Source organism: Streptomyces sp. NPDC041814, assembly GCF_055590565.1.
This window is the reverse complement of record NZ_JBVJAM010000002.1, coordinates 441446-468185: the sequence shown is the minus strand read 5'-3', so window position 1 is coordinate 468185 and position 26740 is coordinate 441446. Positions and strand designations below refer to the sequence as shown.

Here is a 26740-nt window from a genome sequence, read left to right as displayed (position 1 = left end):
CCCTACAAGGCGACCAGCTCCGCCATCGCGGCCCGCGCCAGCGACGGGTTGGCGGCCGCCGCCGCCTCCGCGACCTGCCAGTCGGCGTCGGTGAGCAGCTCCTCGATCACCGATGGTGGCAGCGCCGGATGTGCGGCGGCGATGGGCCTCGCCCGTTCGTCCCGCAGGCAGGCGAGCAGGGCCGGCGCGGGTGCGTGGCGGTGCCCGGCGATCTCGCGCAGCGCCCTGCGCACCGGTGGCACGTGGCGGGCGATCCTCGCCAGAAGGGCCGGCGTCGCGTCCGGGTTGGCGGCCACCCCGGCGGCGACCTGGCTTCCGAACCGGTCCAGCATGGAAGCGAGTCGGGCCTCCGACTGGCCCGGGTGCGGGGCGATGGACCTCACCACCTTCGCGTCGGAGTCCGCGGCCAGCGCATCGCGTACCGCCGGCGCCAGATCGCGACGCCGGGCCAGCAGCATCCGCGCGGCCGGTTGCGGCGATGCGGCCAGCTCCGCCGCTTCGGCGGGGGACGCGGCGGCGATCCGGGGCAGCAGGGTGGCTCCGATCCGGGTGGTACCTGCGAGGTGGGTCAGCACATCGAGCGGTACCCGTGGATTGTGGGCGAGCCTGCGCCGCACTTCCGGGTCGCGGTCGGTGGCCAGTACGCGGATCAGGCCGTCGTCCACCGCGGGGTTTTCGGCGAGGTCCCCTCGTACACCGGGATTGGTGTCGGCGGCGAGCCGGGCGCAGATGCCGGGGGGCAGGTCGGGGCGGGCCGCGAGTGCCCAGCGCAGCAGCAGCGACGGGTGGTCCACGAAGGCGGCGGCGGCTGCGACGGGTGTGGCCGGGTTGCGGAGTGCCGTCTGCTGCGTCTCGTGGAGGGTGGACTCGTGGGAGCCGTCGCAGGAGGCCCCCGGCCGCAGATCGCAGTCCGGCCGCGGGCAGTGGGGGGCGTGGGCGAACGGTGTCTCCTCGCGGTCGCAGACCAGGCATCGCTGCGCGGGAGGCAGCCCCTCGCCGGTGAGCAGAGCCGCAAGTACGTCCGGTGGCGTCGCCTCGTTGGCCGCCACGCCGCGGCGGACCTCGGCGTGGGGGTGGACCGCGAGCCTCGTGGCCGTCTCCGCCGTCGTCCACAGCGCGAGCTCCGTGACGACCTCCGCGCGCGGGTCGGCGGCCAGCGTCTCCGTCACATCGGGCGGAAGCCCCGGGCAGGCGGCGAGCCTTTCCCGGCGCCCGGCGTCCGGGTCGGCCGCGAGAAGGCGGGCCCACTGCGGCATCCGGGCCCGGCCCTCGGAGAGGAGGGCGAGGGCGGCGTCCGGTTGCGTCGCGGGGTCGATGTCCTCAGAGGTCAGCCGGCCTTCGTGAGCGAGCCCCACCGCGCTCTCCGCGACCCGGGAGGCCAGCGCGACCGCCTGCGCGTGGCTGAGGTCGTCCCGCCGGGCGAGGTTCGCCGCGATCTCGTCGTCCGCCAGGGCGATCAGGCGGTCCATCAGCTCGGGCGGCACGCTCGGATTGGCGGCAAGTCCGCACAGGGCAGGGTTCACGGAGACATTCTGACGTCGCGCGGCGGCGCCCCGCCCGCGAGGGGTCGGAGCGCCGCCGGATCAGACGTGCCTCGTCATCAGTGGTCGTTGAACCACTTGACCGTGTAGTGCGTGGTGGTGTGCGGGTCGAGCTGGAAGTACACGTAGTGGTTCTCCAGCGGGTTGTACCTCGCTCCATCGCTCGCACGGTGCGACTTGCAGTCGCCCTTGCCCGACGAGACGGTCATCGAGTAGCCGACGTCGCCGGGGCTGTCCTCGTAGACGATGACCGATGCCGAACGGCCGTTCTTCGCAGAGTCGCAGACCTTGACGATGTCGCCGTGCTCCTCGAAGTACACGGTCACGCCGTCGTAGGACTTGGTGTGGTCCCAGTCGATGGCGGAGGCGCTGCCGGCGTTCATGGCGAGTGCGGCGGCGGCGAGCATGAACGTGCCTGCCGCGGTGCCGGTCCTGCGGAACTTCATGTGGCTCCTTGCATGGGCGATCGGACTTCGAGCGAGACCGACGCTACCCACAAGAAGCTGCCGCATACATGAATCGTGCTCGCCGGTGACACACCTGAGACGGCCGCGGGACATCGCACGCCCCGGGGTCCGGGGCACCCGTCCCCTGCCCCCGTGGCCGGACCTCCCGCCTTCCTCATCGGCCGACCGGCCGCGCGACGATCCGCGGCACGTTCCGGATGAACAGCACCGGCGTGACGGCGGTCGCGGCGGCGAAGAGGCCGAACGCGAGGCGCATGCCGCCCAGTTCGGCCGCGATCCCCACCACGGCGGCGCCCACCGGCATGGCGCCGAAGTTGAAGAGGCGGGATGCCGCACCGTAACGGCCCAGCATCGCGTCCGGAACCCTGCGCTGGGTAAGGGTGCGGGCGTTGACGGACCAGAGGGTGCCGCCCATGCCGCCGAGGAAGGCGCCGGCCGCCACCGCCCAGAGGCTCGTCGTGAGCGCGGGCAGCGCCACCATGGCGATGGTGCCGATCAGGTCGGCGAACATCGCGCGCCGGGCACCGAGGACCCGGTTGACCCAGGTCACCGTCAACGCCCCGGCCAGGCCGCCGACGCCGAGGGCGCTGAGCAGGATGCCGTACTCACGGGATCCGAGCCCCATGGCCTGCTGGGCGTAGAGCGGCATGAGCGCCAGCCAGGCGCCCCAGACGGCGGAGAGCACGGCGACGATCAGGGACAGGGTGCGCAGCAGGCGGTCGTTCCAGAGGAAACGTACGCCTTCGGCGATGCGGCTGTTGACCGACGCGGGTGCCGCGTCCGGGGCGGGTGCGGCGGGGCGGAAGCGGCCCACGAGCAGGAGCAGGGAGAGGGCGGCGAGGGCGTAGGAGGCGCCGGTCACGCCCAGGGCGAGGCCGGTTCCGGCGGCGAGGAGCAGTCCTCCGACGAAGGGGCCGGCGAATTCCTGTCCCACGGTTTCCGCGCCCACCATCCAGGCGTTGGCCCGTTCCCGTCCGGCGGGCGGCACCGCTGCCGGGACCAGGGCGGATGCCGAGGTCGAGGCCGCCACGTCGGCGATGCCGAGGATCGCCCCGGCGGCGAAGAGCACGGGGAGCGCGATGCCGTCGGTGACGGAGGAGAAGGTGAGCCAGGCCATCGCGGCCACACGCATGCCATTCGCCGCCCAGAGCAGTCGGCGGCGGTCGAAGCGGTCCACGAGGACGCCGATGTGCAGGGCGATGAGCAGCCAGGGCAGCGTGAGGGTCAGGGAGACGGCGGTGACCTGTGCGGGTGAGCCGGTCAGCTGGGCGGCGAGCAGGGGCAGGGCCATTTTCATCACGCCGTCGGCGAGGTTGGTCGCGGCGGTGAAGGCCACGAGGACGGTGGTGTTGCGGGACCCGCGGCGCTTCCGGGGGTCGTGCCGCGCCGTCGCGGTGTCCGTCTGTCCGAGCGTTGTCGTCGTCATGGCCGTCCATCCCCCTGGTCGTCTCGGCGGCACACACCACCTCACCGGCTAACGCGTTAGCCGGTGAGAAGACTGTGCCTGACGCCGCCCGCACCGCGCAACCGGTAAAAGCGATAGCCGGTAGAGTGGTGGGGGGGTGGAAGGAGTGACACGCATGCTGGAGCAGCCGGTCCCGGCCGTCCTGGTCGAAGCCTTCGCCAACACGGTCGACGTGGAGGAGGCGAGCGACGAGATCGCCACCGCCGCCGGGTTGTCCACCTGGCTCGCCGGGCGCGGTCTCCTCGACGCCCCCGCGGAGCTTCCGGCGGACGTGCACGCCGACTACCTCGCGCTGCGCGCGGGCCTCAGGGAGGAACTGGGCGCGCACGTGGGCGACACGCCCGACCCCGAGCTGCTCGCCGCCGCCGAGCGGGTGCTCGCCGCGCACCCGGTGCTGGTCACCGCCCGGGGCACGCTCACCGCCGCCCCGGGCCTGCCGCCCGAGCGCCGCCCCCTGGCCGCACTGGCCATCGCCTGGAACGAACTGGTCACGACCGGCGACGCGGCCCGGCTCAAGCGTTGCGCGGAACACACCTGCGCCTGGGCGTTCTGGGACGTCTCGAAGAACCGCAGCCGCCGCTGGTGCTCGATGAAGGTGTGCGGCAACCGCAACAAGTCCCGCGCCTACGCCACCCGGAAGCGCCAAACCGTCTGAGACACCCGGCCGGGCTCGTCAGGAATCGAGAAGCGGGGGCCGCCGGGGCGTACCTAGCCTGCTCGACATGGACATCTCACCCGCACGAAGTACTCCGGGGAAGCGCCCGGCCGACGTGGCGCGGCTGCGCCGCGTCCGCGACCTGATCGACCGGACCTACGCCTCGCCGCTGGACGTGGTGGCGCTCGCACGCGGGGCGGACATGGCGCCCGGCTGCCTCAGCCAAGGGTTCCGGGCCGTCTACGGGCAGTCCCCGTACGCCTACCTGACGGCCCGTCGCGTGGACCGCGCGACGCTGCTGCTACGGGGCGAGCTCGGCGTCGACGCGGTGTGCGCGGCGGTCGGCTGTGCCACCCCGGGGATATTCACCGCCCGTTTCACCGAGCTGGTGGGTCTGACGCCGGAGCGCTTCCGCCGCCTCGCGGAAGACGGAGCGGACACGCCCGACGGCATCGAGGGGCTGCCGCCGTGCCTGGCGCAGCGGGTCGCGAGAGCGGTCAGGAATCAAGAAGCCCCGGCACCGGCCTGGCCCCTAACGTGAAGTTCATGGACACCACCACCGACACCAAGCCCGCCGGCTCGCTCTCCTCCGTCACCCTTGAGGTGGCCGACGTCGAGGAGGCCCGCCGCTTCTACGCCGCCTTCGGGGTGGACACGTACGTCGGGCTGAGAGCCCGCGAGGCCGAGGACCCCGGCTTCCGCGGCTTCACCCTGGCGCTCACCGTGTCCGGGCCGGCCACCGTCGACGGCTTCGTGGCCGCCGCGGTCGACGCCGGGGCCACCGTGCTGAAGCCGGCCGCCAAGTCGCTGTGGGGATACGGCGGCGTCGTCCAAGCCCCGGACGGGGCGATCTGGAAGGTCGCGACCTCGGCCAAGAAGGACACCGGCCCGGCCACCCGCGAGATCGATGAGTTCGTCCTGCTGCTCGGCGTCCGGGACGTGAAGGCCACCAAGCAGTTCTACGTGGACCGGGGGCTGGCGGTGGGCAAGAGCTTCGGCGGGAAGTACGCCGAGTTCGTGCCCGGCGAGTCCTCCGCCGTCAAGCTGGCCCTGTACAAGCGCCGCGCACTCGCCAAGGACCTGGGCGTCCCGGACGACCCGGCCGCGTCCCACCGGATCGTCCTCGGCGGCGCCGCCGGCGCCTTCACCGACCCGGACGGCTTCGCCTGGGAGCCCACCGCCTCCGACGGCCACGCCTGACCCGCACACCCGTTCTTCGCCCTGTTTCACCCGTACGAAAGGAACCCCTGCCATGGCTACGTCGAAGTCCTCCGAGAACTACAGCGGATTCACCGCCGAGGAGCGGGCCGCGATGAAGGAGCACGCCAGCGAGGAGAAGAAGGCGGCCTCCCGGCGCGGCGCGTCCCGGGCGGAGAAGGAGGCGGCGGCGGAGCAGGACGTCCTCGCGAAGATCGCCGAGATGCAGGACGCCGACCGCGCCCTCGCCGAACGCATCCACAAGATCGTCCGAGAGACGGCTCCCGAGCTGGCGCCGAAGCTCTGGTACGGCATGCCGGCGTATGCCAGGGACGGCAAGGTCGTCTGCCATTTCCAGAGCGCGGAGAAGTTCAAGTCGAGGTACGCGACGCTCGGCTTCAGCGACCAGGCCGCGCTGGACGACGGCGCGATGTGGCCGGCCGCGTACGCCCTGACCGAGCTGACCGCCGCTGCCGAGGAGCAGATCACCGCGCTCGTCAGGAAGGCGGCGGGCTGAGCCTCCGGCACTCCCTCACGGCCGCCCCCTGGCGCCGGATCGTCCCCGACCCGGCGCCAGGGGGCGGCAGCGATGTGAGACTTGCGCCATGGACATGGGGCGCGAGTCACGGTGGGAGAAGGACGCGATGACGGTGGAGATCGTCTTCGCTCTGGTGACGGCCGCCGTGCTGGGGGCGGCCGTTTACGCGGTGTTCTTCACCGCCGCCCTGGCGTTCGACGTCACCGGACCGGCACGTGCACGCACACTGACCGGAGGTGCGCTGCTCGGAGCGGCGGCCGGGGTGTGGCGCGTGGTGCGGGTGCTGCGCCGGTTCGACGCCCGGCGGCGCGAGGGTCACTGAGCCGCCGGGCTCACGCTCCGGCCTGCAGGCGCAGGCCGGCCAGGGTCAGGTCCAGCGCGGCGCGGAACTGGTCCACGTCGTCGTGGCCGTCGAACTCGTCGACGATCTCGTGGACGAAGGGAAAGTCCGCCGGGTCCAGCTCGCGCCAGGTACGCGCGAAGTGGCGCAGGTACTCCTCGCGGTCCACGGCACCGTCAAGGACCTCCTGCGGCGGCTCCTGGCCCAGGTCGACGGCCGAGCCGACGACGACCCCGACGATCGCGGACACCGCGTGGAACCGCTGGCGCGCGTCGAGCTTCAGCCGCAGCGTCTGCCGGCCCAGCTTCTCGTACAGGCGCAGCGAATTGGTCTGGAGGCTGGTGTTGCGCATGAGGTACGCGCCGAGCCAGGGCCGGTCCACGATCGCGTGGAACAGCGTCATGGCCATCGCACGGAGATCGTCGATGGGGTCGTCGCCGAGCGGGATCTTCTCGATGTCGGCGAGCACCGTGCCCACCACGTGATCGGTGGCGAGGTCCAGCAGTTCGTCCTTGCTCTCGACGTACCAGTAGATGCTGGCGACACCGCCGCCCAGGCGCTGCGCCAGCGCGCGGAACGTCAGCGCGGGCGCGCCGGCCTCGTCCAGCAGGGCCACCGCCTCGGTCAGCACGGACTCCATCGAATGCGAAGCCCGGCGGCGTCCCCCGTCGGCCCGGCGCCGCTGCTGTGCCATGGCTTCTCCCTCTGGCTCTTTGCATCCCATCGAACGCTGTTCTATCGTAGCTCATCGTACGGCGTTCGATAGCCGAACGATGTTCGATCGAAAGGACCGCGCCATGACTACCGCCCCACCCGGAAACGGGTCCCGCTCCTATTCCTCGCTGCGTGCGGCATGGATACCCCTGGCCGCGCTGTGCCTGGCCTTCTTCGTCGAGATGGTCGACAACACCCTGCTGTCGATCGCCCTGCCCACGATCGGCCGCGACCTCGGCAGCGGCACGACCGCGTTGCAGTGGGTCACCGGCGCCTACTCGCTGACGTTCGGCGGCCTCCTGCTGACCGCCGGATCAATGGCGGACCGGCTCGGCCGCCGCCGGGTGCTGCTCATCGGGCTCACCGTGTTCGGGGCGCTCAGCCTGTGCGTCGCCCTGGTCTCGACCGCGGGCGAGCTGATCGCCCTGCGCGCCGCGCTCGGCGTGGCCGCCGCCGCGATGGCCCCGATCACGAACTCCCTGGTCTTCCGCCTGTTCGACGACAAGGCGCTGCGGATGCGCGCGATGACCGTCATGATCATCGTGGGCATGTCCGGGTTCGTCCTCGGCCCGCTGCTCGGCGGTACGGCGCTGGCGCACGTCCGGTGGGAGTGGCTGCTGCTCGTCAACGCCCCGATCGCGCTGATCGCGTGCGTCGGCGTCCGGCTCGGCGTCCCGGCCGACCGCCCGGAGGACCTGACCAAGGACAGGCTCGACGTGCCGGGCGCGCTGCTGAGCGTGGCCACCATCGGGCTCGCCTGCTACTCGCTGACCAGCGGTGTCGAGAACGGCTGGCTCTCGGGGATCACCCTGGCGTCCGTCGTGGGCGCGGTGGCGGCCGCGGTCGCCTTCGTACGGCACGAGCGGCGCAGCGCGGCGCCCATGCTGGATCTCCGGGTCTTCTCGAACGGCACGGTGCGGGGCGCCGCCCTCGCCCAGATCGGGACGTCCATCGCGATGGCCAGTGTGATGTTCGGGCTGATCCTGCACTTCCAGTACGCGTACGGCTGGAGCCCGGTCCGGGCCGGTCTGGCCAATCTGCCCATCATCGTGACGATGCTTCTGGCCACTCCGCTGTCCGAGTGGCTCGCCGGCCGGTTCGGCCACCGCATCGCGTGCCTGGTGGGCGCGGCCTGTCTGGCGGGGTCGCTGGCCGGTCTCGCCTGGGGCGTCGAGCACGGGTACGCCGCCATCGCGGTGTGCATGGTGGTCATGACCGTGGGTCTGCGCACCGTGATGACGATCTGCGCGGTGGCCCTCGTGGAGGCGATGCCCGGCAACCGCACCTCGATCGCGGCCGCCCTGAACGACACCGCCCAGGAGGTCGGCTCCAGTGTCGGCACCGCGGTGGTCGGCACGCTGATCGCCGCACTGGTCACCACGTCGCTCCCGGCCGGGGTCTGGAGCGGCGATCTCGTCGCGTCCTTCTTCCACGGCGAACGGATCACCTACGCGCTGCTCGCCGTCGTCGTCGGGCTGATCGCGACCGTCGGCGCGCTGAGCCTCACCGACTCGCACAGCGTGGAGGAGCACCCCGTCGAGGAACCGGCCTGATGCGCGCCCCGGCAGCGGAGCCCGTCGGTCCCGGGCTCAGTTGCCGGGCGGCAGCGCGTGCTACTGAGGTCTGACGGCCGGGTTGGCTCCCCGGTATGACGCCGTCGGCGCGGCCGTGCCGCTACCTTCCGGTCATCGCACCGAACCCGAGAAGGGGCTCCCCATGACGCTCGCGCCCGACGCTCTCCCCGTACGCCGTCCGCTGCCGCGGCGGGCGGCCCTGCTGCTGGTCCATGCACTGCTGGCGCTGCCCGTCACCGTCCTGGCACTGGTACTGGCCGCGACCGGCGGCGCGTCCGCCGCCGGACGGCTTCAGCGGCGCCTCGCGTCCCTCGGCGGGCGGGCCGCCTCCCCCGCGCCCGCGCCGGACCGCTTCCGCACGGTCGTCGGCCGGGCCCTCCGCGGCCTCCCGGCGAACGTTCTCGCCTTCGCAGTGGCCGCCCCCTCCGTGGTCCTTCTCCTCAGCCGCGGCCTGTTCTACCCGCTGGCGACGGCGGGCGAAGACCCCACCCACGCCTGGGGCGGCCCCACCGCGGCAGGTGCCTGGGCGGCCCACTTCGCGATCGCCCTGGTCATGGTCACGGTGGTGGCCGCACTCCTCGCCGCCACCCGCCGCCCGCGCCGGTGGTAGCCGGACGAGAGCCGCGCGTTTGCCCTCGCCGCCCCAGCCGCCGATGAGTTCGCGGGGCGGCGACGGTCAACACTGGGAGACACGCGAATCGTGAAGGGACAGTTCGATGACCAGTCTCATGGTGGACTTCATCATCTCGCTCGACGGATACGCGTCCGCAGAGGGCTGGCCCGGGTTCTGGGGAAGGGAAGGGCCCGAGTACCTCGCCTGGATCAACAGCGAGAGCGAAAAACAGCACGTCAGTCTGATGGGTGCCACGACCTACCGGCTCATGTCCGGGTTCGCCGCCCAGGCCCCCGACGACCCCGGCTTCGCCGAGCTGAACGCCATGCCCAAGGTCGTGTTCTCCTCCACTCTGGAACCTCCGCTCCTCTGGAAGAACACCGAGCTCGTCAGCGGTGACGCCGTCGAGGCCGTGCGGGCGATGAAGAAGAGCGAGACGCGCCCGCTGCGCACGCTGGGCAGCCTCAGCCTGTGCCGGGCCCTGCTCGTGGCCGGTCTCGTGGACCGCTTCCGCGTCGTCGTCTTCCCGGTCATCACCGGTGCTACCGGGCGGGAAAGGATCTTCGACGCATACCCCGACGTCCGCCTCGATCTGGTCGAGAGCCGCACCTTCGACGGCCGGCTGCAACTGCTGGAGTACGCCCCCACCATCCTCGACGCACCGCCCGGCGAGACCGGCGGACAGGAGGCCGGTGGTCCGGGTCAGGCGTCCTGAGGCCGCACAGCGGTGGCGTCCGCGTCGACGGTGAACGTCTGACCGTTGCCCGGCAGGCCGACTCCGTGCCAGGTAAACGGAATACCGCGCGCCGTCTCCAGGTCGGGCCCGTCCATCAGCTGGAAGTGCACATGGGGCTCGGTCGAGTTGCCCGAGTTGCCGCAGCGGCCGAGCAGGCGGCCGGGCTCGACCTCGTCGCCCGGCCGGACCCGCAGGGAGCCGTGCTGGACGTGTGCGTACACGGCGCACGTTCCGTCGCCCAGGTCGAGGACCAGGTGATTGCCCACGACGCGACGGCTGCCGCCCACGGTCCTGAACACCCCCTCGACCAGCCAGAAATACAGGAGCCCGGGGAGCGAGCTGCGGCTCAGGTGGTCACGCTGGCCGTCCTCCGCGTGCACGACGGTCGCACCGGCGACCGCGTACAAGGGAGCGCCGAAGGCGGGATAGTCGCGGTTGCGCCGGGCGACCGGCCAGAACAGGACGGTCTTGGGGCGGCCGGGCCCGCCCGCCGGCTCGGCCACGATATCGATGGCATAGGTCTGCGCCAGGCCGTGCGTTCCGTGGCTCGGGACCTTGTCGGCCGGGCTGTTGACCGCGGACCAGCGGCCGGTGACCGGGGGTGCCACCGCGACGGGGGCCGGGGGCCGGTTCTTGATCCGGTGGCGGGCGGAGCGGGCTGTGACCAGGCCGATCCCCAGCGCACCGAGCGCCGGGAGCCAGCTCAGCCAGTAGTTGTAGGGCAGCTTCACGAAGAGCCCGACGGCAACCTGGGCCAAGAAGATCACCCACAGCGCGTACTGGGCCTTCGCGGCGATCTTCCGTCGGTCCGCAGACATGTTTTCCCCCTTGTACGTATACGTAATCGGCGTACGCAATCGGTGTACGCCATCGGTCAGGCCACCGGGCGTGCGGCGGTGAGCACCACGAGAAGGGGCACGACCCGCCCGGCCGGAATCTCGTAGCGGCCGCGCTCCGGGGAGTGCAGCCAGCCGGCACCGGCCAGCTGACGCAGATGGTGGTAGACCTGGCCGGTCGTTCCGACGCCGTCTAGCGCGGCCAGTTCGGCCGCGGTGCGCAGGCCGCCCAGAACCTCGCGCAGCAGCGTCAGCCGTACGGGGTGGCCGAGCGCGGCGAACGACGCGGCGGCCTCCGACCAGTCGTCGTCCAGCACCGTCTCGGTGAGCAGCCCGTACTGCCATTCGTAGCGATGCCCGGTCGGTACGCGCACCGCGCCGGTGAACAGCACGGCACCGTCCGCGTCCTCCGTCACCGGGTGCCGCTCCTTCAGCGCGTCGAGCGCCCAGAAATCGGCCTCCGCGACGGGGGGCGCGGCGGGGGCCGCCGCCTCCACCAGCGCGGCCAGGCGTCGTTCGAGCGCGCTGACACGCTCCTCCAGGTCCATAGGACGAGATTACGTAATTACGGATTTACGTGCAAGGGTGGATCGCGAACACGCGACCGCGGCGGGACGCCGGAGCGACGCGCCGACGGCCGGCGCCGGGTCACGGGGCTTGGGCACCCTCCCCGCCCACCGGCTCCACGGCGTCCAGATCGTCGGCGTAGTGCTCGATCGCCGCCCGGTACTGCCGCACCCCGGGGTCCTCGGAGGCGGCGGTGAGCGTCTTCAGAAGCAGCCGCACCGCCTCACGGCCCTCGCCGCGGTTGTACAACGCCATGGCCAGGAACGCCCGGAGCGCCGGATCCTCCGGGAACGTGCCGAGCCCGCGCCGCAGCGTCCGCACGGCCTCCTCGTAGCGCCCCAGAACCCGGTACGTGCTCCCCAGCCCGAGGAACGCTCCGTGCCGGTCCCCCCGGTCCAGTCCCTCCCCCGCCAGCGCCCGCTCGTAGAACGACACGGCCTCCGCCTCCAGGCCGAGGACGTCGTGCACCCAGGCAGTCTGGTAGGCGATCACGCCATCGTCCGGATACCGCCCGGCCAGCTCCAGCAACCGGTCCCGGGCCGCCTCCGCCTCACCCTGCTCCCGCAGCCGCACGGCACGCGCCAGGGCCTGGTCCTTTTCATGGTCATCGCTCATGCGGCCCACGGTGGCACATCTCGATCAGGCGAACCCGAGCCACCCGGCGTATTCGACGCAGAGCCCCAGCGTCCCCCACAGAAGGACGTCGGCCACCGCACGCACCGGGCGGCCGGCACGCTCGCGCAGCAGGACGAAGTCGACGGCCAGGGTCGCCGGCGCCGTGGCGGTCCACAGCACGGCGGCGACCAGCGCGCCGTGCGAGGCGAGTTGGCTCCACTCGTCGGACCCCGCCCGCGCGATCAGGACGAGCGTGGGAATCCCGGCCGCCGACAGCACGCCGAGGAGGGCAGCCGCCACCACGTACCGCCGCCGCCCACCACGCCCCCGGCGCCTGCCGAACCAATGCGCCAAGACCACCAGCGGCAGGATGTACATGAGGGTGAGCAGTGCGCTCAGCGCCCAGAGCAGTGGTGCGCCGACCACCAGCATCAGCACGGCGGATCGCTCGGGCACGGCCGGCCGGCCGGACCACAGCGGACCGGACGCGAGGAAGGCCACGCACAGCACGGCCATCGAAACGGATGACGGCGCCGACCCGGTCCGCGCGGCCGCGCCCCCTCCGTCGAGCCGCGTCATGACGTCCTCCCCGTTCCGGCGCACCCTACGCCACACCCCATATCTGCCGCACCGCCCGCCCCGATGCCACGCTGTGCGAGTTGCCGCATGCGGATCGTTACCCGCACCATAAGATTATCGTCCGGGGTCGGCGCGTACGGCCTCACCGCCAGGGACGGGATGGGTGCGACTCATGGCCAGGTATTTCGAGAACGGCGCCGGTGAACTCGTGTCCGATGCGCTGGCCGGCTTCGCCCGTGCGCACGCGGATCTGGTGCGGTACGACGCGGCGGACGGGTTCGTCACCGCGCGGCACTCCGCGCCCGCGCGGCGGGTGGGGCTCTTGTCGGGGGGCGGATCGGGGCACGAGCCGCTGCATGCGGGGTTCGTCGGTGCGGGCATGCTCGATGCCGCCTGTCCGGGGAGGGTGTTCGCCTCACCGCACAACCGGCAGATCTTCCGGGCCTCGCGCGCGGTGGCGGGGCCGGACGGTGTGCTGCACATCGTGAAGAACTACACGGGCGACCGGATCAACTTCGGCATCGCCGCCGAACGCCTCGCCGACGCGGGGATCCCCTGCGCGCGGGTGCTCGTGGACGACGACCTGGCCACCGACTCGGCGGACATCGCCGCCGGGCGGCGCGGCACGGGCGCCACCGTGCTGCTGGAGAAGATCCTGGGCGCCGCCGCCGACACGGGGATGGGGCTCGACGAGCTGGTGGAGCTGGGTACGGGCCTCGCGGGCCGGTGCCGTACGCTCGCGGTCGCCTCGGCAGCGCACCACGCACCGGCCACCGGTGAGCCCGCGTTCGAACTGCCGCCCGGCGAGCTGGAGTACGGCGTCGGCATTCACGGGGAGCGCGCCGCCCGTACCCGGGCACAGGGCGCCGTGGGCGCGCTGGTGGAGGAGATGACGGGGGCGCTCCTGGACGCGCTGCGCCCCGGGCCCGAGGAGTCCGTCGTCGCTCTCGTCAACGGGCTCGGGGCGGTCACATCGCTCGAACTGTACGCGGTCTTCGGCGAGTTGACCCGAGTGCTCGACGCCCGAGGGGTGCGGCTCGCGCGCCATCTGGTCGGCGAATACGTGACGGCACTGGACATGCGGGGGTTCTCCCTCACGCTCATGTCGGCCGGCCGGGCCGCCCTGGACCTCTACGACGCGCCCGTACACACCCCGGCACTGCGATGGTGAAGGCAACAGGAGGGCCCATGACGAGCGACGCTCTGGACGGCACGCGCACCCGGGAGTGGGCGGGGCGCTTCGCGGACTCGGTCCACGCCACGGAGGCCGAGCTGACGGAGCTGGACCAGCGGGCGGGCGACGGCGACTTCGGCGCCAACCTCGTCGCCGGGGTCCGGGCCGCCGGTCCGCTGCTCGACCGGGTGGCGGCGGAGGCCGGCCCCGGCGAACACCTCGACGCCCTGGCCACCGCCTTCCTGGACGAGGTCGGCGGGACCAGCGGCCCGCTGTTCGGCCTGCTGTTCCAGGCGATGGGCCGGGCCGCCGGCTCCGGACCGGAGCTGACGACGGGCGCGCTCGCCCGGGGCGCCGCCGAGGGCCTGGCGGCAATCCGCCGCGTCGGGGACGCCTCGCCCGGCGACAAGACGCTGGTCGACGCCCTGGCCCCGGCCGCCGACGCACTCCGGGCGGCCGGGGACGCGCCCCCCGCCGACGCCCTGGCCGCCGCGGCGGACGAGGCGTGGCGAGGGGTGCGGGAGACGGCGTCCCAGGCGGCGCGCATGGGACGGGCCAGTTACCTGGGCGAGCGGGCCACCGGTGTCCCCGACCCGGGGGCCGTGGGCATGGCGCTGTTCTTCGCGGCCGCGACGGACACGGTGCGGACGCTGGCGCCCCGCCTCGCCGGTGACTGACCCGCCGCCGGTCAGGGGCCGAGGCGGCTGCGGGCCCAGCTGAGCAGTCCGGGGTCGGCCAGGCTGGTCACCCACAGGTCGGCCTGCTCTCCGTCCGGGTCCGGCGGGCGCGTACCGATGCCGATGACGCGGAGGCCCGCCCGGCGCGCCGACTCCATGCCGGTCAGCGAGTCCTCCACGGCCAAGGCCTCCTCGGGCGGTACGCCGCAGAGGCGGGCGGCCACCCGGTAGACGTCCGGCTCGGGCTTGGGCCGCACCTCCTCGCCGGCGACCACGACATGCCGGAAGCAGCCGAGGAGCCCGGCCCGGTCGAGGCACGACTCCACCGTGGCCCGGGGGCAGTTGCTCGCCACCGCGAGCGGGCGGTGGCGGGCGGCCAGCCGGACCAGCGAGGCCGCGCCCGGCATGGTGACCGGGTCCTCCTCGACCAGCGCCGTGAAGGTGCTCAGGAGGGTGTCCGCGAGTTCGACCGCCAGATCCGGCTTTCCGGTCTCCTGGGCCATCAGGGCGCCGCAATCGGTGTAGTGCACGCCCTTCGCCCGGTCGGCGAACCCGGCGGGCGGGGTGAGCCCGAAGAGCCGGAAGGTGAGGGTGCGGGCTTCCTGCCAGTGCCTTTCCGTATCCATCAGGGTGCCGTCGCAGTCGAAGACGAGGGCGGAGGGGGACCAGGAAAGGATGCGATGAGCTGTCATGTAACCGCCGTTCTCGGAGGCTGCGCCGACCGTTGAGGTACATGGGCGCAGACATGTGCCGGATGGCACGCCTATGGAAGGAAGGGATCGGACGCTGGGCGCCGCTCCGTGGGCGCGGCGGCCAGGTCGATTCCGCTGGGCGCGCCGCGGGGGACGTGCGACCCCGAGGGTCAGACCGTCCGAAACATCATGCCCATTACGTTATTTCCGCGGCCCCGAATTCCGCAATCACCAATTCGAGTGCACCGGAACATATGAAGAATTACCGGCCGACTGCGCCGCCCGGGCGATGACTAATAGGATCGTCGCGCGATGCGACTGCACCCCTCACCAAGGGACGTGACGGGCTTTCACGTCGCGGCGCTAGCACGTATGAGCGAAGGTGGAACAGGTGCAGGACAGGGCGCGCGCAACCCGAAGAGTACTGCTGGAATCGGCGGCACATCTATTCGTAGAACGGGGATATGCGGGCACGAGCGTCAATGACATAAGCGACCACTCGGGAAAGACCAGCGGCGCGATCTACTTCCATTACTCCAGCAAGGAAAAGCTCGCCCTTGCCGTCGTGCGCGAGCAGTTCGCCGCCTGGCCGCAGCTCGCCGCCACCTACGCCGCACCGGGCGTCCCCCCGCTGGAGAAGCTGGTCGCGCTCAGCTTCCGTGTCGCCCAGTCCCTCAGCGAGGACGTCGTGGCGCGGGCCGGCGCGCGGCTGTGGGCGGAGCGCCGCACCATCGGGGCACCCGTGCCGACCCCCTTCGGCGCCTGGTCGCTGGCCTGCGCCCGACTCCTCGCGCAGGCCCGGACGCGGGGCGAACTCGCGGACGGGGTCGAACCGTCGACGGCGGCCGTGACCCTGGTGTGCGGGTTCTACGGGCACTGCGCCCTGACCGACGAGATGCCGGGCAAGCGGGGCTGGCCGGAGCGGCTCGAACAGTGGTGGCGGATGACCCTCGCCTCCCTCCAGGCGGAGCCCGATCCGGCCGGCCTGCTCGCCCGGGCCCGCGCCCGGATCCCCGCACAGGCGGCCACCTCGCGGACCGGGCAGCCGGCCACCCCGACCCCTCCCTGGTGACGGGCGTCACAGGCTCCGACCTCTTGACGCCCCTCTTCCAAACCGGTTTGGTTGTCCTCGTTCGAGCAGTCAAACCGGTTTGAAGGCCTTCGCCTTCGGCCCGCCGGCAAGAAGGTCCAGGCCCATGGCACGCAAGCCCACCATCGCGGATGTCGCCCGGCGGGCCGGCGTTTCACGCGCCACGGTCTCCTTCGCGCTGAACGACCGGCCCGGTGTCGCCGAGGAGACGAAGCTGCGGATCCTCGCGGCGAGCCGGGAGCTCGGCTGGACCCCCAGCCGTCAGGCCCGGGCCCTCTCGCTGGGCAAGGCCGGCGCCTTCGGGCTCGTCCTGGCCCGCGACGCGGAGCAGGTCGGGGCCGACCCCTTCTTCCCGGCGTTCATCGCCGGGGTCGAGGCGGTGATCGGACAGCGCGGCGACGGGCTGATGATCCACATCACCGCCCCGGACAACGAGCAGGGCGTCTACCGGCGCCTCGCCTCGGAGCAGCAGGTGGACGGGGTCCTCCTCACCGACCTGCGCCGCGACGATCCGCGCCCCGCGCTGCTGCGCGAGCTCGGCCTGCCGGCCGTCGTGGTCGGCCAGCCCGAGTGGGGTGACGGCCTGACGGCGGTGAGCCTGGACGACGAGCCGGCGTACACGGCCGCCGTCCGCCACCTGGCTGAGCTGGGTCACCGGCGCATCGCCCACGTCGAAGGGCCGCAGGAGCTGCTGCACGCCCACCGGCGCCGGACCGCGTGGGAGCAGACCCTGCGCGCGCTCGGCCTGCCCGAAGGACCCGTGCTGCCCGGCGGGTTCACGCCCGAGGGCGGCGCGCAGGCGACCAGGCAGCTGCTGGCCTCGGCCGAGCCGCCGACCGCGATCGTCTACGGCAACGACCTCGCCGCGATGGCCGGGCTCTCGGTCGCCCAGGAGCTGGGTGTCCGGGTGCCCGACCAGCTGTCGCTGGTCGGCTACGACGACGCTCCCCTGACGCGGTACAGCTTCCCGCCGCTCGCCTCCGCGCGGGCGGACGCCCGGGGCTGGGGCGAGGCGGCGGCCCGCGCGCTCGACGCGGTCGTCGCCGAGGGGGCCGCCGACCATGTGCGGCTGGCACCGGCGCAGTTCGTGCCCCGTGCGTCGATGGGCCCCGCGCCCCGCCGGTGACGTAACGGGGGGCAATCGACCGGTCGTGCTCGCGCCGACCGGGAATTCCGTACGGCGACGAGGCCGCACGTGAACAGTTCGGAGATCAATCATGCTGAGGAGAACGGCGTACGCGCTGCTCGTGCTCGCTCTCGCGGGCACGGCGACCGCCTGCGGCCGGTCGGCTCCCGATCCGGCCACCGCCGCAACGGCGCGCGGCCCGATCACGGTCTGGCTTTCCAACAACGCGCAGGAGGTGCAGTGGGGCAGGGCGATGGTCGCCGCGTGGAACAAGGCCCATCCCGACCAGCACGTCACCGCGCAGCAGATCCCGGCCGGCAAGACCTCGGAGGAGGCCATCAGCGCCTCGATCATCGCGGGGACGACGGCCTGTCTCGCCTTCAACACCTCCCCGGCGGCGGTGCCGACCTTCCAGAAGCAGAACGGCCTCGTCCCCCTCAGTGACTTCCCGGACGGCGAGAAGTACGTCACCGGTCGCGGCGGCTCCCTCACCGACCAGTACCGCTCCGCCGACGGCAAGTTCTACCAGCTGCCGTGGAAGAGCAACCCGGTCATGATCCTCTACAACAAGAAGCTGTTCGCGAAGGCCGGTCTCGATCCCGAACACCCGAAGCTGGCCACGTACGAGGAATTCCTCGAAACCTCCCGGACGCTCGTGCACAGCGGCGCCGCGAAGGCCGCGATATGGCCCTCGCCGAGCAGTGACTTCTTCCAGCCCTGGTACGACTTCTACCCGGCGTTCGCCGCGCAGAGCGGCGGAAAGCAGCTGATCGAGGACGGCAGACCGCAGTTCGACTCGGCGGCGGGCCGACAGGTCGCGGCGTTCTGGCGCACGCTGTACGCGGAGAAGCTGGCGCCCCAGGAGCAGTATCCGGGCGACTCGCTCAACGACGGCAAGGCCGCCATGGCGACCGTGGGCCCGTGGGCGGTGGCCGCGTACAAGGACAGTGTGGACATCGGTGTGGTGCCGGTGCCGACCGCCGACGGCGGGAGCGGCAAGCACTCGTTCAGCGACGAGAAGTCGGCGGCGATGTTCAGTGCCTGCAAGAACCGGGCCACCGCCTGGGACGTGCTGAAGTTCGCGAGCTCCGCCGCGCAGGACGGGAAGTTCCTGGAGACCACCGGCCAGATGCCGATGCGCGAGGACCTGACGGCGAAGTATCCCGGCTACTTCGCGAAGAACCCGACGTACAAGGCGTTCGCCGACCAGGCCCAGCGCGTGGTCGAGGTGCCGAACGTGCCGGGCTCCATCGACATCTGGCAGGCGTTCCGCGACGAGTGGACGAAGTCGGTCGTGTTCGGCCGCGAGTCCACGGACGCGGGGCTGCGCAAGGCGTCGTCCGAGATCACCGACCTGCTGAACGAGTACGGGGACCCGTCATGAGCGTGAACCTGGACGCGGCGCCCGGCGCCGTACGCACGAGTGGAGCCGCCCCGCGCGGCAGGACGCGACGTGGTCTGTCGCGGGCCGGCGCGCTGTTCGTGTCGCCGTACGTGCTGTTCATCGTGGTGGTCTTCGCGGTCCCGCTGGTCTACACGGTGTGGATCTCCTTCCACCGCTTCTACTTCACCGCGCCGGGCACGGACATCGACTCGCCGTGGGTGGGTCTGTCGAACTACCGGGACGTCTTCACGGACCCGGTCGTCGGGCAGGCGTTCCTCAACATCCTGATCTTCCTCGTCATCAACGTGCCGCTGACGGTGGGCCTTTCGCTGGTGCTGGCGAGCGCGCTGAACGCGAAGATCCGGGGGCGCGCGTTCTTCCGCGCCGCGTTCTACGTGCCGTATGTGACGGCGAGCGTGGCCCTGGTCGCCGTATGGCAGTTCCTCTTCGGCTCGGACGGGTTCGTCAATCACCTGCTCGGCTCGCACGCCCCGGACCCGTCGTGGCTGGTCAACTCGCATCTCGCGATGCCGATGATCGCCGTGTTCGTGACCTGGAAGCAGCTCGGCTTCTTCGTGATGCTGTACCTGGCGTCGCTGCAGAACGTCGGCAAGGAGCTGTACGAGGCGTCCGCCATGGACGGCGCGGGCAAGGTGCGGCAGTTCTTCTCGGTGACGGTGCCGGGCGTACGGCCGGCGACGACGCTCGTCGTGATCTACGCGATCATCACCGGCGCCAACCTGTTCAGCGAGCCGTACCTGCTGACCGGCGGCGGTGGCCCCGACCACGCGTCGACCTCGCCCGTCCTGCTGATGTACCAGAAGGGCATCGAGCAGGGGCACCCCGACTTCGCGGCCGCTCTGGGTGTCGTTCTCGTCGCCTTCGTGATGGTCGTGTCGATCGCCGCCCGCAAGCTCACCGAGAGGGGCGACTGACATGAGCGCCACCAACCCGAGGCCCACCCGCCGGATCTCCCCCGGGAGCGCCGTCCGCTACGTGCTGCTGTCGCTCGGCGCCGTCGCCTTCCTCTTCCCCTTCTACTACATGATCGTCGGCTCGCTGCGCGGGCAGACGGTCGGCGACCTGTCGGCGGCGGTCCCGTCCGGGCTGACCGGTGACAACTACGCGGCGGTCAACAGCGCCATCTCGCTGGGCCGGTCCCTGCTCAACTCGGGGATCATGACCATCGGGGTGCTGGTCTGCACGCTGGTGTTCGGGGTGCTCGCCGGGTACGCGCTGGCGCAGCTGCGCTTCCGGGGCAAGGGGGCGGTCTTCGCGGCCCTCCTGCTCGTGCAGATGATCCCGTTCCAGCTGCTGACGCTGCCGCTGTACGTGCTCGTCGTCCGCGACTACGGGCTCGGCGACAACTACCTGGGCATGATCCTGCCGTTCGCGATCAACTCGACGGCCGTGTTCCTGTTCCGCCAGTTCTTCGCGCAGATGCCGCAGTCGCTCTTCGAGGCGGCCCGCATCGACGGCGCGAGCGAGCTGCGCATCCTGTGGAGGATCGCGCTGCCGATGGCCCGGCCGGCCGTGCTGAGCGCGCTGCTGCTGACGTTCATCGGTCCGTGGAACGAGTTCCTGTGGCCGTTCCTCGTCACCAAGAACGCGGACATGCAGCCGCTTGCCGTCTCGCTCGCGAGCTTCCTCTCCAACCTCCAGGGCACGGTGGCCAACCCGGCCGGTGCCCTGCTGGCCGGCGCCTGTGTGCTGGCCCTCCCCGCGGTGGTCCTGTTCCTCCTGTTCCAGCGCCACTTCACCTCTACCGACATCGATTCCGGAGTAAAGGGCTAATCGCCATGAGCAACACCACCACCGCCACCCGCATCCCGTACCGCATGGTCCGCAAGGGTGTGGTCATGTCCCCGCTGGCCGGTGAGGCGAACGAGGTCGAGGGTGTCCTGAACCCCGCCTCCGGCCGCACCCCGGACGGCACCCTGCACCTGCTGCCGCGCCTGGTCGCCGAGGGCAACGTCTCCCGCGTCGGCCTGGCCGAGGTGACCTTCGACGGGGCGGGCGTGCCGAACGGCGTCGAGCGCCGCGGCACCGTCCTCTCCCCCGACGAGGGCTGGGAGCGCGGCAAGAACAACGCCGGGGTCGAGGACCCGCGCATCACCTGGATCCCGTCGCTCGGCAAGCACGTCATGAGCTACGTGGCCTACGGCCCGCTCGGCCCGAAGCCGGCGCTCGCCGTGTCCGAGAACCTCACCGAATGGACCCGTCTCGGCCCGATCCAGTTCGCCTACCAGCCGGACCTGGACACCGACCTCAACCTCTTCCCGAACAAGGACGTCGTCCACTTCCCCGAGCCGGTCCCGGGCCCGGACGGCGAGCCGGCGTACGCGATGCTGCACCGCCCGATGTGGGACCTGGGCTGGTTCCGCCCGGGTGAGGGCGTCCACCTGCCCGCCGGTGTCACCGACGAGCGGCCCGGCATCTGGATCAGCTACGTGCCGGCCGCCGAGGTGGAGGCCGACATCACCGCGCTGACCCGGCCGCGCGACCACCGCCTGCTGGCCCTGTCCGAGTTCCCGTGGGAGTCCCTGAAGATCGGCGGCGGCCCCGCCCCGATCCGGGTGCCCGAGGGCTGGCTGCTCATCCACCACGGCGTCTCGGGCTCCATCGAGGACCCGTGGGCGCAGAACCAGGACGTGTCGTACGCGGCCGGCGCGATGATCCTCGACCCGGCCGACCCGTCGCGTGTCCTCGCCCGCTCCGACCAGCCGCTGATGGCGCCGGAGACCGAGGAGGAGCGCTCGGGCACCGTCCCGAACGTCGTCTTCCCCACGGCGATCGAGGAGATCGACGGCGAGCTGTACGTGTTCTACGGCATGGCCGACGCGCACATCGGCGTGGCACTCCTGGAGCGCACGGCATGACGGACGGCGCCCTGGGCATCGGCCTGGCGGGCTGCGGCGGGTTCGCGGAATTCGTCCTGGACGCGATCGCCGGGCTGCCCGGTCTGCGGCTCGCGGCGGTCGCCGACCCCTCGCGGGAGCGGGCCCGGCTGCTCGGCGAGCGGCACGGCGTCCCGGCTCTGGGTTCGCTGGACGAGCTCCTCGGGCGGGACGACGTGGCGGCCGTGCTGATCGCCACCCCGCCCGCCACCCATGCCGCGATGGCCACGACCGCGCTGCGGGCGGGGCGCCACGTGTTCTGCGAGAAGCCTCTCGCCACCACGACCGAGGACGCGTCGGCGGTCGTCCGCGAGGCGCGCCTCGCCGGGCGTGCCCTGGTCGTGGACCATGTGCTGCGCTACAACCCGCTGCTGCGGGCGGTCGAGCGGCTGACCGGGCGGGGGCTGCTGGCGCCGCCGCGCCGGTTCCTGTTCGAGAACGACGCGTCGGACGAGGACCTGGGCCCCGGCCACTGGTTCTGGGACCAGGCGCACAGCGGCGGCATCTTCATCGAGCACGGCGTCCACTTCTTCGACGCCGCCCGGGCCCTGCTCGGCAGTGATCCGCTGAGTGTGCGGGCCACCGCGGTCGGCCGCCCCGGCGGCCCGGTCGACATGGTCAGCGCCGATGTGGTGCACCCCGGGGGCGTGCTCGCCTCGCACCTGCACTCCTTCACGCACGCCCATCGTGCCGAGCGGCAGCTGATGCGCCTGGACCACGGGTTCGCGGAGACGCGGATCAGCGGCTGGATCCCCGTACACGCGGAGATCACGGCCTGGGTGGACGAGGAGGGCGCCCGCGCCTGGGAGGAGCTGCCGGGGCTGCGGGACGACCTGCTGGCCGTCGAGGGGTTCCGGCCCGGCGGCGGCGAGCGGATCACCGTGCGCGTGGAGCGGAACGCCGGGTCCGCCGCGCCGGCCCGGGGCCGGGGCGAGGAGCGGACCGTGCCGCACCGGGTGACCTCGGTCCTCGACCTCGGCGGCGAGCCGCGCAAGCCGTACGTGTACGCGCAGAGCGTGCGCGCCGCGATGGCCGACCTGGTACGGGCGGCCCGGACGGGCGCGCCCCCGGTGGCCGGCCCGGTCAGCGGTTTCGCGGCGGTCGCGGTCGCCGAGGCGGCCACGGTCGCCGCCGCGACCGGCGCCGAGCAGCGCGTCCTGTCCCCCGGTCCGGCCCTCTCCGAAGGAGTCCACGCATGAGCTGGTGGCAGGACATGGTCTGCTACGAGGTCTACCCCCGGGCCTTCGCCGACTCGGACGGGGACGGGACGGGCGACCTGGCGGGCCTGACCGCGCGCCTGGAGCACATCCGGGACCTGGGCGCGGACGCCGTGTGGTGCACCCCGTTCTACCCGTCCCCGCTGGCCGACGGCGGCTACGACATCTCCGACTACAACGGTGTCGCCCCGGACCTGGGGACGGACGCGGACGCGGAACGGCTGACCGCCCGCGCCCATGAGCTGGGCCTCAAGCTCATCGTGGACCTCGTCCCGAACCACACGTCGGACCGCCACCCGTGGTTCCTGGACGCGCTCGCGGCCGGCCCGGGGTCGGCGGAGCGGGCGAGGTACCTGTTCCGGGCGGGCCGGGGCGCGGCGGGTGAGCTGCCGCCGAACGACTGGCAGTCGGCGTTCGGCGGGCCCGCCTGGACGCGGGTCGCGGACGGCGAGTGGTACTGCCATCTGCACGCCCCCGAGCAGCCCGACCTGAACTGGCGCGACCCGAAGGTGCGCGATGCCTTCACGGACGTCCTGCGGTACTGGCTCGACCGGGGTGTGGACGGCTTCCGGGTGGACGTGGCGCACGCCCTGTTCAAGGCGGAGGATCTGCCGGACGCGGGGCCCGGTCAGCACACCGACCCGCTGCGCAACCACCTGATGCCGTACTACGACCAGGAGGAGCTGCACCCGCTTTACCGCGAGTGGCGGGCGCTCCTGGACACCCATCCGGCGCCGCCGGGGGCGGTGGCGCCGCACGACCGGGTGATGGTCGCGGAGTCGGCCGTCTTCGACCCGGCTCGGCTGGCCCGCTACGTCCGGCCCGACGAGATGCACCAGGCGTTCAACTTCGCCTTCCTGGAGGCGGCCTGGGACCCGGCGGAGCTGCGCCGTGTCATCGACGACTCGTTCGGTGTGCCGGGCGCCGCCGTCACCTGGCTGCTCTCCAGCCATGACGCGGTGCGGCCGGTCACCCGGTACGGCTCGCTCGCGCGGGCCCGCGCCGCCGCGCTGCTGATGCTGGCGCTGCCTGGCTCCGCGTACCTCTACCAGGGCGAGGAACTGGGCCTCCCGCAGGCCGAGGTGCCCGTCGACCGCATCCTCGACCCGCTGTGGGAGCGTTCCGGCCGCACGGAGCGCGGGCGCGACGGGGCACGGGTGCCGCTGCCGTGGTCCGGGGCGCGGGCGCCGTACGGCTTCACCACGGCGGACGCCGGGGCCACCTGGCTGCCGCAGCCCGCGGACTGGGCCGGTCTCACCGTCGCCGCGCAGGAGACGGACCCCGGCTCGACGCTCGCCCTGTACCGGGCGGCGCTCCGGCTGCGCCGCGCCCATCCGGCCCCGGACCCGGCGGCGCCGCCCGTCTGGCTCTCGGAGCCCGGCGCGCCCGTTCTGGCTTTCCGGCGCGGCGAGTTGGCCTGCGCCGTCAATCTGGGCGACGAGCCGGTGCGTACGCCCGGCCGCCCGCTGCTCAGCAGTGGACCGCTCGACGGGGACGCGCTGCCGCCCGACACCGCCGTGTGGTTCCTCGCCCCGCCCTCCTCCCGTACCGACCGTTCCGCACCTGGAGACACCCGATGACGACGCCCGTGACCGACCCGACGCCCCGGACCGACCTGTCGGGGCTCGTCAAGGCGTACGACGTACGCGGTGTGGTGCCGGACCAGTGGGACGAGACGACGGCGGAGCTGTTCGGCGCCGCGTTCGTCCGGGTCACCGGTGCGGACGCGATCGTGACGGGGCACGACATGCGGCCCTCCTCCCCCGGTCTCGCCCGGGCGTTCGCGCGCGGCGCCACCGCGCAGGGCGCCGACGTCACGGAGATCGGGCTGTGCTCGACGGACCAGCTGTACTACGCGTCGGGCTCGCTGGGGCTGGCCGGGGCGATGTTCACCGCCTCGCACAACCCGGCCCGCTACAACGGCATCAAGCTGTGCCGGGCCGGTGCGGAGCCGGTGGGCCAGGACACCGGCCTCGCGGAGATCCGCGCCCTGGTCGAGCGGTGGACGGACGAGGGGGCCCCGGCCCCGGCCGCCCGCGCGGGTGCCGTGACCGGGCGGGACACCCTGGCCGGGTACGCCGCCTATCTGCACGCGCTGGTGGACCTGTCCGCGATCCGCCCGCTGAAGGTGGTGGTGGACGCGGGCAACGGCATGGGCGGCCACACCGTCCCCACGGTGTTCGCGGGGCTGCCGCTGACGGTGGTGGAGATGTACTTCGAGCTGGACGGCACGTTCCCGAACCACGAGGCCAACCCGCTGGAACCGGCGAACATCGTGGACCTCCAGGCGCGGGTGCGCGCCGAGGGCGCCGATCTCGGGCTCGCCTTCGACGGCGACGCGGACCGCTGCTTCGTCGTGGACGAGAACGGCGACCCGGTCCCGCCGTCGGCGATCACCGCTCTGATCGCCTCGCGCGAGCTGGCACGGCGCCCGGGTGCGACGGTCATCCACAACCTGATCACCTCGCGGGCGGTGCCCGAGGTGATCCGTGCGGCGGGCGGCACACCGGTCCGTACCCGGGTCGGCCACTCGTTCATCAAGGCCGAAATGGCCCGTACCGGAGCCGTGTTCGGCGGTGAGCACTCCGCGCACTACTACTTCCGTGACTTCTGGAACGCGGACACGGGCATGCTGGCCGCGCTCCACGTCCTCGCCGCGCTCGGCGGCCAGGACGGCCCGCTGTCCGCGCTGACCAGCCGCTTCGAGCGGTACGCCGCTTCGGGCGAGATCAACTCCACGGTCACCGACCAGGCCGCCCGCACGGCGGCGGTCCGCGCGGGATGGGAGTCCCGCCCCGGCGTCACGGCCGACACGCTGGACGGGCTCACGGTCAGCGCCGCGGACTGGTGGTTCAACCTCCGCCCGTCCAACACGGAACCGCTGCTGCGGCTCAACGTGGAGGCCCGCACGGAGGAGCTGATGGTCGAGGTCCGGGACGAGGTGCTGGCGACGGTACGCGAAGCCTGACGGGCCCCGCCGGGCACAATGCGGGCCATGAGCCTGCACTACGAAGTCGTCTTCACCTGCTACCTCCGCGAGAACACCCCAGCCCCGGTACTGGAGGCCCTGCGGTGGCACCTCGGCCTGACCGAGGAGCCACCGCAGGAGTACGGCGGAGACGAGTACGCGTATCCGCTGCTCAGCCCGGACCCGCACAGCCGGCTGCCCGGCGGGGACTTCGCGTCGCTGCGGCTCCAGGACAGCGGCTGGGGCCTGTACAGCCGCAACTACTGGCTGGACGACGACATGGGCGAACTGGTGACGGTCCTGGATCTGCTGGCCCCGCACATCGCGAGCCCCGGCCCCGGCGGCTTCTTCCGCGAGGAGGACGAGACCCGTTCAACGGTCTTCGCCTTCCGGGACGGCACGTACGGCCTGCTGGAGCCGTGACGGTCGCCCCGGTTATTCGGTGCCGTCCGTCAGGGTGATGGTGAGTGTGTCCTCGTCGCGGGTGAGGTGTTCGATGCTGACCGAGCCCTCCGCTCCGTCGTAGCTGCCGGTGCCCCCCGTGACGGCGAACTCGTGCGTCCAGCGGCGTGAGTCGACGGGCAGCTCGGTCACGGCGGGGAGCGGGCGCTGGAAGGCGGTGGAGGCCGTGATCATGCCGTCGGCGAGGGCCAGAACCAGGGTCGCCATGACGAAGGAGCCGTCGGGCCCGACGGTGACGGGCAGGCAGTGCGCGTTCTCGGTGCCCACGGCGCGGCCCTCGGTGTCCGTCAGGTCGTAACGCACGAAGTACGGGACGCCGACGGTCAGCACGTCCGGGATGTTCGCGCCGGTGCGCCTGCCGTGCAGGGTGAAATGCCGGTCGGCCCTCCGTGTCGCGTGGGCGGTTCCGGCGGCTCCGGCCACCAGTCCCCCGGTGATCGTCGCCGCCGAGGTCAGTCGCATCATGCTTCTGCGGTCCATGCGGGTCATCCGTGCCTCACACCCTTGCTCGTCTTCTGCGGGGCGCGCGGTCGCACCCCACGGGTAACGGCGTCCGGGAGTGGAACGGACCGCCCTCCGCCGGAAGATCACCGGAACGCAGGAGCCGCTTTAGTCT

30 protein-coding genes are annotated in these 26740 nt (G+C 72.3%); 20 read left to right on the top strand and 10 right to left on the bottom strand.

The annotated features are described in order from the left end of the window. Positions 1-2 precede the first annotated feature (2 nt). The 3 genes from ACZ6C6_RS07485 to ACZ6C6_RS07475 all read right to left on the bottom strand — a co-directional run bounded on the left by ACZ6C6_RS07485 (position 3) and on the right by ACZ6C6_RS07475 (position 3434). Positions 3-1523 (bottom strand): hypothetical protein, encoded by a 1521-nt coding sequence (locus ACZ6C6_RS07485; protein WP_469200064.1) that lies wholly within the window; start codon positions 1521-1523, stop codon positions 3-5. Positions 1524-1600: 77 nt separating this feature from the next. Continuing rightward, positions 1601-1987, bottom strand: a complete 387-nt coding sequence (locus ACZ6C6_RS07480; protein ID WP_469200062.1) for a hypothetical protein — start codon at positions 1985-1987, stop codon at positions 1601-1603. Between the two features lie 175 nt (positions 1988-2162). Beyond that, complete coding sequence (locus ACZ6C6_RS07475; protein ID WP_469200060.1) at positions 2163-3434, bottom strand: MFS transporter; 1272 nt, start codon at positions 3432-3434, stop codon at positions 2163-2165. A 154-nt stretch (positions 3435-3588) separates the two neighbouring features. Here ACZ6C6_RS07475 and ACZ6C6_RS07470 point away from each other — a divergent pair, with 154 nt between their 5' ends. The 5 genes from ACZ6C6_RS07470 to ACZ6C6_RS07450 all read left to right on the top strand — a co-directional run bounded on the left by ACZ6C6_RS07470 (position 3589) and on the right by ACZ6C6_RS07450 (position 6185). Next, a complete protein-coding gene (locus tag ACZ6C6_RS07470) occupies positions 3589-4128 on the top strand; it encodes a CGNR zinc finger domain-containing protein (RefSeq protein WP_469200058.1) in 540 nt (179 codons plus the stop codon). Between the two features lie 67 nt (positions 4129-4195). Further along, positions 4196-4669: a helix-turn-helix transcriptional regulator gene (locus ACZ6C6_RS07465; protein ID WP_469200056.1), complete on the top strand. Its 474-nt coding sequence runs from the start codon at positions 4196-4198 to the stop codon at positions 4667-4669. A gap of 5 nt (positions 4670-4674) precedes the next feature. Then, positions 4675-5328 (top strand): glyoxalase, encoded by a 654-nt coding sequence (locus tag ACZ6C6_RS07460; RefSeq protein ID WP_469200054.1) that lies wholly within the window; start codon positions 4675-4677, stop codon positions 5326-5328. A 52-nt stretch (positions 5329-5380) separates the two neighbouring features. Beyond that, a complete protein-coding gene (locus ACZ6C6_RS07455; protein ID WP_469200052.1) occupies positions 5381-5842 on the top strand; it encodes an iron chaperone in 462 nt (153 codons plus the stop codon). An 88-nt stretch (positions 5843-5930) separates the two neighbouring features. After that, a complete protein-coding gene (locus ACZ6C6_RS07450) occupies positions 5931-6185 on the top strand; it encodes a DUF6332 family protein (RefSeq protein WP_469200050.1) in 255 nt (84 codons plus the stop codon). Between the two features lie 10 nt (positions 6186-6195). On the opposite strand, the gene ACZ6C6_RS07445 is transcribed toward ACZ6C6_RS07450, so the two are convergent. Next, positions 6196-6843, bottom strand: a complete 648-nt coding sequence (locus ACZ6C6_RS07445) for a TetR/AcrR family transcriptional regulator (RefSeq protein ID WP_469200857.1) — start codon at positions 6841-6843, stop codon at positions 6196-6198. 157 nt (positions 6844-7000) lie between these two features. Between ACZ6C6_RS07445 and ACZ6C6_RS07440 the strand changes: the two genes are divergently transcribed. From ACZ6C6_RS07440 to ACZ6C6_RS07430, 3 genes are all read left to right on the top strand, one after another. Next, a complete protein-coding gene (locus ACZ6C6_RS07440; protein WP_469200048.1) occupies positions 7001-8470 on the top strand; it encodes an MFS transporter in 1470 nt (489 codons plus the stop codon). Positions 8471-8633: 163 nt separating this feature from the next. Next, positions 8634-9101 (top strand): hypothetical protein, encoded by a 468-nt coding sequence (locus ACZ6C6_RS07435; RefSeq protein WP_469200046.1) that lies wholly within the window; start codon positions 8634-8636, stop codon positions 9099-9101. Between the two features lie 106 nt (positions 9102-9207). Further along, positions 9208-9819 carry a dihydrofolate reductase family protein gene (locus tag ACZ6C6_RS07430; protein WP_469200044.1) on the top strand — a complete coding sequence of 204 codons (612 nt, stop codon included), beginning with the start codon at positions 9208-9210 and terminating at the stop codon, positions 9817-9819. Here the strand turns inward: ACZ6C6_RS07430 and ACZ6C6_RS07425 are convergent. The 4 genes from ACZ6C6_RS07425 to ACZ6C6_RS07410 all read right to left on the bottom strand — a co-directional run bounded on the left by ACZ6C6_RS07425 (position 9807) and on the right by ACZ6C6_RS07410 (position 12437). After that, positions 9807-10658 (bottom strand): M23 family metallopeptidase, encoded by an 852-nt coding sequence (locus tag ACZ6C6_RS07425; protein ID WP_469200042.1) that lies wholly within the window; start codon positions 10656-10658, stop codon positions 9807-9809. The genes ACZ6C6_RS07430 and ACZ6C6_RS07425 overlap by 13 nt on opposite strands. 56 nt (positions 10659-10714) lie before the next feature. Continuing rightward, positions 10715-11224 carry an ArsR/SmtB family transcription factor gene (locus ACZ6C6_RS07420; RefSeq protein ID WP_469200040.1) on the bottom strand — a complete coding sequence of 170 codons (510 nt, stop codon included), beginning with the start codon at positions 11222-11224 and terminating at the stop codon, positions 10715-10717. 100 nt (positions 11225-11324) lie between these two features. Beyond that, positions 11325-11858 (bottom strand): tetratricopeptide repeat protein, encoded by a 534-nt coding sequence (locus ACZ6C6_RS07415; RefSeq protein WP_469200038.1) that lies wholly within the window; start codon positions 11856-11858, stop codon positions 11325-11327. A gap of 24 nt (positions 11859-11882) precedes the next feature. Beyond that, positions 11883-12437 carry a hypothetical protein gene (locus ACZ6C6_RS07410; RefSeq protein ID WP_469200036.1) on the bottom strand — a complete coding sequence of 185 codons (555 nt, stop codon included), beginning with the start codon at positions 12435-12437 and terminating at the stop codon, positions 11883-11885. A 172-nt stretch (positions 12438-12609) separates the two neighbouring features. Here ACZ6C6_RS07410 and ACZ6C6_RS07405 point away from each other — a divergent pair, with 172 nt between their 5' ends. Both ACZ6C6_RS07405 and dhaL read left to right on the top strand, forming a co-directional pair. After that, the gene (locus tag ACZ6C6_RS07405) at positions 12610-13608 is read left to right on the top strand and encodes a dihydroxyacetone kinase subunit DhaK (protein WP_469200034.1); all 999 of its coding nucleotides are present in this window, start codon (positions 12610-12612) and stop codon (positions 13606-13608) included. A 17-nt stretch (positions 13609-13625) separates the two neighbouring features. After that, complete coding sequence (gene dhaL / locus ACZ6C6_RS07400) at positions 13626-14288, top strand: dihydroxyacetone kinase subunit DhaL (protein WP_469200033.1); 663 nt, start codon at positions 13626-13628, stop codon at positions 14286-14288. An 11-nt stretch (positions 14289-14299) separates the two neighbouring features. Here the strand turns inward: dhaL and ACZ6C6_RS07395 are convergent, their stop codons facing one another. Beyond that, entirely contained in the window at positions 14300-14980 is a 681-nt protein-coding gene (locus tag ACZ6C6_RS07395) for an HAD family hydrolase (RefSeq protein ID WP_469200031.1), read from the bottom strand. Between the two features lie 391 nt (positions 14981-15371). Between ACZ6C6_RS07395 and ACZ6C6_RS07390 the strand changes: the two genes are divergently transcribed. The 10 genes from ACZ6C6_RS07390 (at position 15372) to ACZ6C6_RS07345 (ending at position 26085) form a co-directional block, all read left to right on the top strand. Further along, on the top strand, positions 15372-16052 hold the full coding sequence (locus ACZ6C6_RS07390) for a ScbR family autoregulator-binding transcription factor (RefSeq protein ID WP_469200856.1): 681 nt from the start codon (positions 15372-15374) through the stop codon (positions 16050-16052). Between the two features lie 124 nt (positions 16053-16176). Further along, on the top strand, positions 16177-17196 hold the full coding sequence (locus ACZ6C6_RS07385; protein ID WP_469200029.1) for a LacI family DNA-binding transcriptional regulator: 1020 nt from the start codon (positions 16177-16179) through the stop codon (positions 17194-17196). Between the two features lie 91 nt (positions 17197-17287). Beyond that, positions 17288-18580 carry an ABC transporter substrate-binding protein gene (locus ACZ6C6_RS07380; protein ID WP_469200027.1) on the top strand — a complete coding sequence of 431 codons (1293 nt, stop codon included), beginning with the start codon at positions 17288-17290 and terminating at the stop codon, positions 18578-18580. Further along, a complete protein-coding gene (locus tag ACZ6C6_RS07375) occupies positions 18577-19515 on the top strand; it encodes a carbohydrate ABC transporter permease (RefSeq protein ID WP_469200025.1) in 939 nt (312 codons plus the stop codon). Before ACZ6C6_RS07380 ends, ACZ6C6_RS07375 begins: the two co-directional genes overlap by 4 nt. A 1-nt stretch (position 19516) precedes the next feature. Beyond that, complete coding sequence (locus tag ACZ6C6_RS07370) at positions 19517-20374, top strand: carbohydrate ABC transporter permease (protein WP_469200023.1); 858 nt, start codon at positions 19517-19519, stop codon at positions 20372-20374. A 5-nt stretch (positions 20375-20379) separates the two neighbouring features. Continuing rightward, positions 20380-21459 (top strand): glycoside hydrolase family 130 protein, encoded by a 1080-nt coding sequence (locus ACZ6C6_RS07365; RefSeq protein ID WP_469200021.1) that lies wholly within the window; start codon positions 20380-20382, stop codon positions 21457-21459. Continuing rightward, positions 21456-22676: a Gfo/Idh/MocA family protein gene (locus tag ACZ6C6_RS07360; RefSeq protein ID WP_469200019.1), complete on the top strand. Its 1221-nt coding sequence runs from the start codon at positions 21456-21458 to the stop codon at positions 22674-22676. Before ACZ6C6_RS07365 ends, ACZ6C6_RS07360 begins: the two co-directional genes overlap by 4 nt. After that, the gene (locus ACZ6C6_RS07355) at positions 22673-24274 is read left to right on the top strand and encodes a glycoside hydrolase family 13 protein (RefSeq protein ID WP_469200017.1); all 1602 of its coding nucleotides are present in this window, start codon (positions 22673-22675) and stop codon (positions 24272-24274) included. The genes ACZ6C6_RS07360 and ACZ6C6_RS07355 overlap by 4 nt, the downstream gene beginning before the upstream one ends. Next, a complete protein-coding gene (locus ACZ6C6_RS07350) occupies positions 24271-25662 on the top strand; it encodes a phosphomannomutase/phosphoglucomutase (protein ID WP_469200016.1) in 1392 nt (463 codons plus the stop codon). Before ACZ6C6_RS07355 ends, ACZ6C6_RS07350 begins: the two co-directional genes overlap by 4 nt. Before the next feature lie 27 nt (positions 25663-25689). Continuing rightward, positions 25690-26085: a hypothetical protein gene (locus tag ACZ6C6_RS07345; protein WP_469200014.1), complete on the top strand. Its 396-nt coding sequence runs from the start codon at positions 25690-25692 to the stop codon at positions 26083-26085. 12 nt (positions 26086-26097) lie between these two features. On the opposite strand, the gene ACZ6C6_RS07340 is transcribed toward ACZ6C6_RS07345, so the two are convergent. Continuing rightward, positions 26098-26604, bottom strand: a complete 507-nt coding sequence (locus ACZ6C6_RS07340) for a hypothetical protein (RefSeq protein WP_469200012.1) — start codon at positions 26602-26604, stop codon at positions 26098-26100. Positions 26605-26740: the final 136 nt, after the last annotated feature.